Source organism: uncultured Succiniclasticum sp., from assembly GCF_902793885.1.
GTDB lineage: Bacteria > Bacillota > Negativicutes > Acidaminococcales > Acidaminococcaceae > Succiniclasticum.
In genome coordinates, this window is record NZ_CADBFF010000001.1 from 182,593 (window position 1) to 193,344 (window position 10,752).

Sequence of the window (10,752 nt, forward strand, 5' to 3'; positions counted from 1 at the left end):
CATGAGCAGCCCGACCTTTGCGCCGGTGGCCGAACTGGACTTTACCCCCGGCGGTGACGATTTAAAGACATGGATGGAAAAATACAATGCGGAAATGGAAAACATTTACACATGTATCAACAGTGTTATCAATGATTCCGAGATTAGTGCGCTGGTTGTGGACGACAGGATGAACAAAAGCAGCACGAACCCGGTACAGAATAAGGTAGTGACGGCCAAGCTGGCACAATATCCCACAAAGGAAGAAGTGTGGAATATGATGTTCGGCGGCGGCAGTTAAGGAGACTGATACTATGGCAGATCAAAACTATGAGCCTATCGCTCCGGTCAATACGAATATCAACGGCGACGACGCAAACAAATTTGCCGTCAAGTACAAAAAGGAAGTAGAAAACATCTATAAGCTGCTGCGTGGTATTGTACAGGGAAACGGTGGTGTAGTGGTGGATGAAGCATTGAGCGCGACCAGCCCGAACCCAGTAGAAAACCGGGCGATTACCACACGGCTGAACAATATGTACACAAAATCGGAAATCACACAGATGCTGGCGGCATTGTCCGGCGGCGGCAGCGGTGGTGCATACGGCGAAGCCAACAGCTACAAAGTGACGATTACACAATCAGAACACCAGTACATTACCGTCCGTAAGTATTTGGCGGCCAGTTCTACACTGTACACGGCGACTTTTACCGCTGCCGAAGTATTTTGGAACCTTGAAATTAAAGTGGAAGCTGACGAAGGATACATTGCCGGAGATCTGATCGTGAACGGCGTCCACATGAGTTCAACCACGGTAGTAGCACTGGACAAAGATTACACCATATACGCTACCGAAGCGACTGTTGAAAACGAACAGGGTTGGAGAACGGTATACATAAACGGCGCAAAGAGTTACTTCTATGGACAGTGGGACTACTGCCTGGCTATTGCTTCCAATAGGGAATGTACAAACTGGATAGATAAAAGCGGGCTGAGTGGAAAAGTCATTATAGTAGATGTAAACGGCTACATTGATTCTTTCCGGCGCACATTAGGTTCTTCCAATACCGGCGTTTCTTCTGCCGCCTTTGGTGTTACAGCGGTACGGACGAACATGAGAACAGGCGAAGCGGCAAATTTCACAGAAGCGTTTTACGGACTGCGTTCATTACGGGAGATCACATGTAGCGGTTGGGATATGGGCAACGCTACTGATTGCAGTTCTATGTTCGATGGTTGCGGCGGTTTACAGTCTTTAAATATTGCAAACTGGGATGTTAGGAACCTTGTATATGCAGGAAGTATGTTTGCTGGTTGCGGCGGATTAGAATCTCTTGACCTTTCCGGTTGGTGTACCGAAAAGCTGCGCTCTGCCGGTGACATGTTCGCAAGCTGCACGGGTATCATTGCATTGGATATTTCGGGGTGGAAAACCGATAACATTGAATCGCTTACCATGCCGCCGGCGGTGAAATACATCATCATGGACGACGATACGGAAGTCAAATTCAGTGGGCATTATATATTCGGTAATCCCAACAACTATGTGAAATATCTTGTACCTTCCAATATGGTAAGCCTGTACAAGAATCATCCAAACTGGGCAGGACGCCTTTCACAGATAGACGATATTGCCAAGTACACCATTACCCGGCACAACGGCAAGGTAGATGTGACATTGAACGTATAAGGCGGTGTGAGAAATGGCAGATTACAGCGCAAAAATAGCGAAATTACCAAAACCGCACAGCCTTGAAGAACAGTATATGTACAAGCTGATATGCAATCTTGCTGAAGTGGAGTGCCCGGAACCGGCACGAAATCCGTTTTGGCGTATGCAGCAATACTGGAAGATGTTTGCGGAAATCGCAGAAGCACGTGTCAATGCGCCTGTAATACCTGGCTATAATACCGTCGGCACGGACGAAATAAAAGACGCGTGCATTATGATACAAAAGCTGGCTACGGAAGTTACAGACCTGCTGCTGGGCGATGGTAAAGTAACAGAAACTATGCTGCATGAGGATGTTATCGCCAAACTGTTAGGAACCGGCAACGTGCAGACAGAAAATCTTGCGGACGGATCCGTAACAAATGAAAAGCTGGCGCTGGAATTTGACGAAGAACCGACAGAGGGCAGCAGCAATTTAGTGACCAGCGACGGAATCAAGCGGTATATTGACAGCAAAATTGATTTCGTTGATGTAAACGAGGTGGGCTTCTGATGGCAAACGTATTAGTGGAAAGGCAGGTACTGACCGATACGGCAAACGCTATCCGGACAAAATTAGGAACAACAGCCGACATGAAGCCCCGTGAGTTTGCGGCAAATATCGCAATGATACAGGGCGTAAGCGGCCTGAAAGTACTAACGCTGGACGGAAACACGTTGGTATTCCCTGACGGCCATTGCCTTGTCGAGTTAGAACAGAAGCAAATTTATCTGCCAACAAAGATCGTACTGGTTAAGTAGTAAAGGAAGGTGCGCACATGGCACAAGATATTAAGATAAACGGCGTGACGTTCCGGGGCGTGGATATGTTGCGAGTGCCGTTAGCGGACGACAGCGGCAGTGCGGTATATAAGGACGCCAGCAACCTTGTTTCCCCCATAGACATTAAAGGAATATTTGCAGGAACCGTCACTGAAATTGACGATATAAATGGGGAAATAAACGGTTCGGTCGGGACAAGGGTGCTGAACAATAACGATTCGCTTGTATCGCTAATTCTTCCGGCGGCCACAAGCATGGCAAATGAAGCAGCACGGTATTGTGACAATTTGCTCTATGTCAAAATGGACAAATGCGAAACATTAAATTACCGTGCTTTCCGGGAATGCCCAAAACTTAAAGAAGCAGACTTCCCTAAACTGAAAACCATTGGGCAGGAAGCGTTCTGTTATTGTTACGCACTGAAAGATACCAATTTCCCTCTTGTGGAAACCATCGGTATTGACGCCTTTTATAATGACAACACCATTGAAGCATTGTCTTTTCCAGCCTTAAAAACACTGAACACAAGGGCATTTTATGGATGTACCAAACTGGAAACGCTGAATATGCCAAACCTTAAAACCATAAATGCAAACGATGTGTTTTACAACTGCACGGCCTTAAAATCTGTATCATTCCCGAATCTGACTACGGTAAGCGGTGAGTACATGTTCCGCAATTCCTACATTGAAGAAGTGATATTCCCCTTGCTGACGGCATTATATTACCGCATTTTCAGGGAAGCCAAAGGATTGAAACAGATTACCTGCCCGGAACTGGTGACAGAATTGAACGCCGAAGCGTTCTACAACGTGCCGACATTACTGCATGCTTCATTCCCAAAACTGAAACAGATAAACCGGGACGCTTTTGGTTTATGCACAGGGCTTACATCCCTAACGTTCCCGAAGCTGGAACGCTTCAGTGAAGGAAATCAGTTTGCTGGATGCACAAATCTTGTGGCATTGTTTCTTCCGAATGAGAACTTTGTGTGTGTGTTGGCCAATACCAACACATTCAACAACACACCCATTGCCAGCGGCAACGGATTTGTTTACGTGCCACTGAAATGGTTGGATATTTACAAAAAAGCGTCTAACTGGATAACGTATAAAAACCAGATTAAGTCCAAAGAAAGCTACGACGACAGCACGGCCATTGATTACGCCGTTGCCATCGTTCGTAACAGCAACTGCAAACCACTCTGCCGGTATGTCACGTCCAAAGGTGAATACTACGGCAGGGACAGGACGATATTAGGTGCAAAGGCAAGCGACAACATTGCATACACGATCACTGCACCTGGTTTTGTTACTATGACCGGAACGATTAACGTTTCCGATGCAGATACAGATATTTCCATTGATGCTTCCGGCATGGTTGCGGATGAGAACTTTAACGGAACCAGTATTTTAAAGTTAGACTTTACAAAATTGGAGCCGGATTACAGCAATTACGGCAGCATTTCTTATGGGAATTACGGCGATTACTATCACAACATCAGTGAGGACGGCATCGGCGGTTTTAGTTCTTCAAAATTCTTTCCGGTGTCCGTAAGCGTGCCTGATTACAGCGGTATGGATAATCCCACTTTCATTTTAGAAATGGTATTGAACATTTCCAACACATACGCATCTAATCAATATGATGGTGTTTATTCTATGGGTGGAAGCAATACCAATACTGGGAAACTTGAAATCTATCCAACATGGTTGGGACATTATGCGAACGGTTCAAGAATGAATGTCAGCGGGCTGGATCTAATGGGAGAACATCACATTGCGTTTGTTGCCACCACAACGCAGGTTCACCTTTATATCGACGGCGAACTGCAAGGCACATACAATGATTCTTATTTGTTCAACGGCCTACAGTATGCTTCTCCGCGTATCGGCAACAATCAGAGTAGTACAGGAGAGTTTTTCAGGAACAAGCTGAAACAACTGGCACTGACCGTCCGGGACATTGACAACCCGGCAGACGCAGCAGATTATTTCCTGCTGGACATCCCGGAGAGTGATTCTGATGGTGATTAATTTTCAGGCTAAAGGACAAATCCTGTATGGCACGTTTCCGGCAATTATTGCAGGAAGCAAAGGTTTTATCCGGGCTAAATTCAAGTTTTCCGAACACTGGTTAGGTACATATAAAACGGCATACTTCAAAGTTGGCATAAACGGAGTGCCGGTTGCGGTATCACTGGACGCAAACGATGAGTGTAACGTTCCTGACAATGTGGTTGCCAAACCGGGAGATTTGATTGTCAGTGTAGACGGCAGGAACGAGCAGGACGTTGTTCTGATTACTGCAAGTGAAGTATTGGTTCCTATACTGCCGTCCGGGAAAATTGATGGAACGGGCATCGTTGTCAGCCCGGAAACGCAGGAGAAATTGGACAAACGGCGGGCGGCACTGTCTTACACGGCCCATGGTAACGCTGTACAGTCGGAAAACAAATTATATATACCGGCTTCTCTCTGCCCGATACTGTTACGGGAAACAGAACCGGAAACAGTGCGGTTAAACCGGAGCCGTGTGTTAGGAAATACTCTGGATATTACATAGAAAGGCGGGTGCAAGAGTGTGGAAACAATTAAATTTACAGTGAAAGGGCAAAACCTGTACCCGCGAAGCACGAAAGTTATTGCGGATTCACAGGGATATTTGAAAGCCCATTTTGATTTTTCCGACGACTGGAACGGAACCGGGAAGTATGTTCAGTTTAAGCGTGCCGGTGGATTGTTCTATGATGAAGGACTGGACAACAACAATGAATGTATGGTGCCGTGGGAATTATTGGTAGACAAAGGCATTATACGCATGAATGTGTACGGCGCACAAAGCGATCCGAACAAACTGATTACCACTGCCGACGTGGAAATTATTGTAGAAGCCAGCGGACTTGTAGCAGACCAGTTACCTAAAACGCATTCCCCTGGCATTTTGGGCAGTGCGTTACAGCGGGCGATCGATGCCATCACGTCAGCCGGACAGTCAGCATTAGCAGCTATTCAAAGCGTGATAGACAGTGCGGCCAGTGATGCCGCAGAAACGGCAACGCAGGACGTACACGACACATTGTCGGGGTACGTTACCGATTCCACGAACGCCAAAGACGCAGCGGAAGCGGCGGCCACATTGGCACAGAATTGGGCAAACAAGACTGATGATGTTGTTGCTGACAGTGAATACTCTGCAAAATACTACGCTATGCGTGCAAAGTCGTCTGCCGATAATGCAGCTACAGCAGCTGAAAGCGCGGCAACTGACGCAGCGGCTGCAGTAGCGCAAACGGCAGCTTCGGAAGCAGTAGAAGCTGCAGAAACGCAACTTGCCGCTTACACGGATGCTGCGTCAGACAGTGCCGATGCAGCAGGAAACGCATTAACCGATGCGGAAAACTTTGCAGTATCGGAAACAGCCTTTACAAAAGTAACAGATTTAGAGGACGAAACGGAATACTATTCCGCAAAACATTATGCAGACGCAGCTGCTGGCAGCGCAACGTCGGCCAGCGAAAGTGCAGGAACGGCCAGCGATAAAGCGGTAGAAGCAGCTGGCAGCGCCACAGCGGCGCAAAACTGGGCGATAAAAACGGACGGTGCAGTGGATAGCGGGGAATATTCCGCGAAGTATTATTCGGAAAAATCCGGTCAATACGCAACCAATGCCAACAATGCGGCTGGAAACGCTGAACAGTACGCAGGCAACGCAGCCACTTCTGAAACCAACGCAGCGAACAGTGCGGATTTAGCAGCAGCATGGGCGACAAAGACCAGCGACACGGTAGACGGTGAAGAATATTCTGCGAAGTATTACGCGGGCAAGGCTGCTGAAAAGGTTGAAGAAATTGCTGAAGCCGCTTCATCAGCAGCGACAACAGCAGCACAGGCAGCAGCCACAGCGGCGGCGACTACGGCAGCAGAAACAGCGGCTGCACAGGCTGCCCCGGCAGCAGCCGAAGCGGTACGGACGGAACTTGCAGGATATGTCACTTCCACTACCAATAACAAGAACGCAGCAGAAGCCAGCGCAATATTGGCTGAAAAGTGGTCTACCAAAACCGACGGAACGGTTGACGGATCCGAATACAGCGCAAAATACTACGCACAACAGGCGGCATCGTCCGCAACTTCGGCAGCGTCAGCCGCCAGCACCGCAGCCACGGCGGCGGCTACACAGGCTGCAAGCAATGTGGAAAGCAATTTATCAGGGTACGTTACAGATGCTACCAATGCAAAGAACGCTGCTGTTTCGGCAAAAGATGATGCGGTTACGGCCAAAGGGGCTGCAGAAACAGCTGCCACGAACGCTGGAAACAGTGCCACATCCGCCAGCGGGAGCGCAACCACCGCCACAACAAAGGCCGGGGAAGCGGCCAGCAGTGCTACTGCGGCCAGCGGAAGCGCAACTGCGGCGGCAGGGAGTGCTACATCAGCAGGGAACGCAGAAACGGATGCAGAGAATTTTGCGGTTGCGGCCAATGCTTTTACAAAGGTTACAGGAAGTGATCACACTACCGAATACCGGTCAGCAAAATATTATTCCGAGCAGGCATCAGGAAGTGCTACGACAGCAGGTGTGGCAGCGACTACCGCCACCACGAAAGCAGGTGAAGCATCCACGTCTGCTACCAACGCAGCTACCAGCGCTACCAATGCAGGGAACAGCGCCACGGCAGCAGCGTCAAGCGCAACGGCTGCGCTGAACGCCAAAGACGCAGCAGTAGCCGCAAAGACGGCAGCGGAAACGGCAGTAGCGACGGTTAATAGCAGGCCGTATTTATATTTCAATGAGCAGGGACACCTGATGATTAAATACAATAGGAGCAGCAGTTAATGACCAGGGAAGAGAAAGGGACGCTAATTATGGAAGAGAAAAAGAACACGAACCGGTTGCGTTACGGAACAAAAGAAGAATGGATTAAATGGTACGAGGAAAAGAGCGGCGACACTTTCGTTATGAAAGCGAACGCCGCTTTATATTTCCAAGCGAAACGCGGTATCATGGTTTGCCGTCTTACGGGCGATTCCCAAGAATCTATGTTGGTAATTGACTACGTGATAGGAGACGGAAAGTTTTGGTATGACTTCGCCGAAATCATTGCCGCCATGTGGAACTGCAGGTGCATCGGTACGATATGTACCCGGCACATCGAATCTTATATCCGTTTTTGGGACGGCAGGATCGTCAAAAAATGGGTACAGGAAGGGCAGAAACGCTTCCTTGCCAAAGACCGGCGGGGACGTTACGGGACACTGACATACAGGGGCAAGGATGATATTACAGGAAAAGATACATATCTTGCGATACTGTACCTAAACCCCGGCGATAAGCCAAATCTGTAACGTGTTTCCTGTTTGTTTCGGAAAGGAGATACAACGCAATGTTTTTCTTCAAAAGCAATTATGACAAAAACGGTAAATTCAGCTTTGGTAAATTCACAAAACACTGCCGATTCAAAGGCGGGAGTAGCAGCACCACGACCTACACTCCCACAGAAGAAGAAAAGCGCCTGATGCGGTTACAGGGCGATTACTATGAAAGTATGCTGCCGACAGCAAACTGGGCGAATGACACAGCAAAAAGCCTGTTGCAAGGAGGCTACGGTGCCACACAAACGAATTTCGGCAATTTAAGCAAACAGGCACAACGGCAGATTGATTCTGCAAACGCAACGGTAAGCGACCTCAAATCAGGAGTTTTGCCGCAAGAGTACGTTGATAACATGACCTCTGTTATCAACCAGGGCGTACAAAAGACACTTGGTACAGCCCTGAATGATAAGAGCAAGAGTGGAGTAATCAATTCGTCCGTAATGGCGGCGGCCAATAAAGATATGGCAGATTCCGTTGCAAATGCAATGGCAAGCGGTTATCAGCAGAATATCGGTTTGCTGTCCGGACTTGCGGGCCAGCAGGTTGACCAGGCGACAGCCAAGATTGCTGCAGACGCATCAGCACGTGAAGCAGACATGTACGCTCCGTTATCGCTGATGGGGCTTGTTACTGGTGTAGGCTCCGTCGGTTCCGGTGCACTGGCAGGCGTGGCAGGTAAGGGTGCTACTACCACCACGCAAAAACAAAGTAGCGGCGGCCTGATAAGTGGCCTGTTAGGCGGATTCTTATAAAAAGAGAAAGGACGGTAAATAATCATGGCTAACATCACATATACCAATGCAGATAAAAATTTCAGGTCAACCGGGAATTCAGGCAGTCTCACAATGGACAGGCAGCGGTTGGCAATTTTGCAGATGATGCAGAAAGACCCTCAAATGATGACCGGTTATTTAATCGGCAGCGCCATCGGTAAGAAATACTGGGGTGATAAGCAGGCTAAAAGCCGTGCGGAAGCAAACTTCATGGTACTACATCCGAACGCAACAAGAGACCAATTCAACCAGTATTACAAAGCAATTAAAAGCGGGATGAGCCGGAACGACGCACTGGCACAAATCGGATTTGCCCCGATGCGAGAATATGGTGCAGGCGACACAACTGGTGTACAGGTTAGCCGCGACGCCAACGGAAACCTTACAGGCATAAGCACCGGTCCGCAGTCTGCGTGGGACGCAAGGGAAAAGGCACTCAATGAATACAAGAATGGCGGAGGGAAGGTCCTGTATGAAGGCAGGACAGGAGCAAACGCCGTAGCGCCTGCTGCTGATAATATTCCCCGTACTCCGCAGCAGAGCGGACAAGTTCCGGTTACAACTAAAAATGCCGGTTTAATTGGCGGTATGGTTGACCCGCAAAAGGCATATCAGGCAATGGAAAATAAATCAACCTATAACCCCGGCAACACGCCAACCGCAAAGGCTGACTACAACGGCGTAAGGAACCAGGGCAACATCATAGACACAGGAAGCGATATTCCTGTTGCCGACGCGTTACCTCCGATGCCCACTATTCATGGTGGAAGTATTGAGCCGCATGGTGGGGGCGGCGCAAACCAGGCCCCGTTTGCACAAGTGCCGGAGGTTGTAGAAGCCGCACCCAATTTAGCGGTAGATAACAACCCCTATGCCGAATACGGCTATGGCGTAAATGAGGAAAGTGATTTTAACAACGGCGGCCTGTTGGCGCAGCTTGCAGAATATCTAAAGAGCAAAGCCTTTACCAATGTGTTTTAACAGGGGGTAGCACTATGCCGATGGGATTTTTTGAAGACACGATTAATCAGGCATGGAACAATAAAAGCGAGTTCCAAGCGGAGCGGGAACGGGAAGCAACCGCAAACATGCCGCCGCCTTCCGTTACGCCTGTGCCGGTTCAGCCCCCGGATGCCGTCGTTGTCCCTCAGCAGGAACCGACGAGAATCACACAGTTAGTGAACCAGGGAGCGCCGCTTACAGCGCAGCAGTATAAGACAGGTGTTATCGACTACCTCATGACCAACAAAGGGTACTCCTACGAGGATGCTGCGCGGCTTATGGCTCCGAGCATTGCAGCATACGAGCAGCAGGAATCGGCGAACAATGAAAGACTGTCTTACGAACTGGCGGCGAAAATGGAGAATAACCCGATAGACAGTACCGATTACCGCATGAACGCCCTGAAACTGTTAAAACTGAATCCGGCCTTGGGCAAGTTTTACCTGAAGGAAGGCATCGGGCGGCGTGACCTGTGGAACCGGCAAAATGTATTAGCAGACAGGGCCGCAGCACGCCAGCAGAAATTGAGCGATATGCAATACAGTGCAGATCTGCAGATACAAAATAAGATGCGCTGGCAACAGTTACAGGAAGCGTATGCAAAGCAGCAGGCGCTGAACAAAGTCAAGCAGCTTATGGACGTTGGCTATGACGAAAAGACGGCAACGGCAGCGGTATTAGGTGTCGGAAACAGAATCGGCGGCACGTCGGGAAATGTAGCAGGCGGCATAAAGCCGTCCGAAATAAAAGACTTAAAGACACTTATTGACGGTCTGAATGAACAGGCTTCCAATATCGAAGCAAGCGGCGGTAAAGTGCCTGATGATTTGAAAGCGAGAATCCTGCATTTCCAAAAGGCGTATGACGAATATTACAATAACCGGTTCGGCTATCAGAACTGGCAACAGAAGGTAGACAACCTTATCAGCAGGAACGGCGGCATTGACGAGAATTTAGTCAGGGCGTTACGGGCCGGAAGCGGGCTGCAACCGGACGACGAAAACCCGAATCATCCTATCAACCAGTATTTAGCTACCAAAGGATATAAAGGAGCGCAGCGGCGAACAGTCAGAGAGTAACAAGCATCCTATGAGCGGATGAGAAGTAGCACTTTTGAACGCAAGG

Annotated in this window: 11 protein-coding genes; all 11 read left to right on the top strand. The window is 48.9% G+C overall.

Annotated elements, in window-relative coordinates; translation table 11 throughout:
• Nucleotide 1: 1 nt before the first annotated feature.
• Genes QZV31_RS01000 through QZV31_RS01050 form a run of 11 tightly spaced genes read left to right on the top strand, consistent with a single transcriptional unit; the run spans nt 2 to nt 10,706 of the window.
• Complete coding sequence (locus QZV31_RS01000; protein ID WP_295356899.1) at nt 2–280, top strand: hypothetical protein; 279 nt, start codon at nt 2–4, stop codon at nt 278–280.
• 13 nt (nt 281–293) lie between these two features.
• Nucleotides 294–1,670 carry a BspA family leucine-rich repeat surface protein gene (locus QZV31_RS01005; protein ID WP_295356902.1) on the top strand — a complete coding sequence of 459 codons (1,377 nt, stop codon included), beginning with the start codon at nt 294–296 and terminating at the stop codon, nt 1,668–1,670.
• Between the two features lie 13 nt (nt 1,671–1,683).
• Nucleotides 1,684–2,205 carry a hypothetical protein gene (locus QZV31_RS01010; RefSeq protein WP_295356905.1) on the top strand — a complete coding sequence of 174 codons (522 nt, stop codon included), beginning with the start codon at nt 1,684–1,686 and terminating at the stop codon, nt 2,203–2,205.
• Entirely contained in the window at nt 2,205–2,453 is a 249-nt protein-coding gene (locus QZV31_RS01015; protein ID WP_295356907.1) for a hypothetical protein, read from the top strand. The genes QZV31_RS01010 and QZV31_RS01015 overlap by 1 nt, the downstream gene beginning before the upstream one ends.
• Before the next feature lie 17 nt (nt 2,454–2,470).
• Complete coding sequence (locus tag QZV31_RS01020) at nt 2,471–4,510, top strand: leucine-rich repeat protein (protein ID WP_295356910.1); 2,040 nt, start codon at nt 2,471–2,473, stop codon at nt 4,508–4,510.
• Complete coding sequence (locus QZV31_RS01025; protein ID WP_295356913.1) at nt 4,500–5,039, top strand: hypothetical protein; 540 nt, start codon at nt 4,500–4,502, stop codon at nt 5,037–5,039. Before QZV31_RS01020 ends, QZV31_RS01025 begins: the two co-directional genes overlap by 11 nt.
• Nucleotides 5,040–5,057: 18 nt before the next feature.
• Nucleotides 5,058–7,313, top strand: coding sequence for a hypothetical protein (locus QZV31_RS01030; RefSeq protein ID WP_295356916.1), 2,256 nt, complete (start codon nt 5,058–5,060; stop codon nt 7,311–7,313).
• Entirely contained in the window at nt 7,313–7,822 is a 510-nt protein-coding gene (locus tag QZV31_RS01035) for a hypothetical protein (protein ID WP_295356919.1), read from the top strand. The genes QZV31_RS01030 and QZV31_RS01035 overlap by 1 nt, the downstream gene beginning before the upstream one ends.
• A 38-nt stretch (nt 7,823–7,860) precedes the next feature.
• On the top strand, nt 7,861–8,604 hold the full coding sequence (locus QZV31_RS01040) for a hypothetical protein (protein ID WP_295356922.1): 744 nt from the start codon (nt 7,861–7,863) through the stop codon (nt 8,602–8,604).
• Nucleotides 8,605–8,628: 24 nt separating this feature from the next.
• On the top strand, nt 8,629–9,606 hold the full coding sequence (locus QZV31_RS01045; RefSeq protein WP_295356925.1) for a hypothetical protein: 978 nt from the start codon (nt 8,629–8,631) through the stop codon (nt 9,604–9,606).
• A gap of 14 nt (nt 9,607–9,620) precedes the next feature.
• A complete protein-coding gene (locus QZV31_RS01050) occupies nt 9,621–10,706 on the top strand; it encodes a hypothetical protein (protein WP_295356928.1) in 1,086 nt (361 codons plus the stop codon).
• The last annotated feature ends 46 nt before the right edge of the window (nt 10,707–10,752 follow it).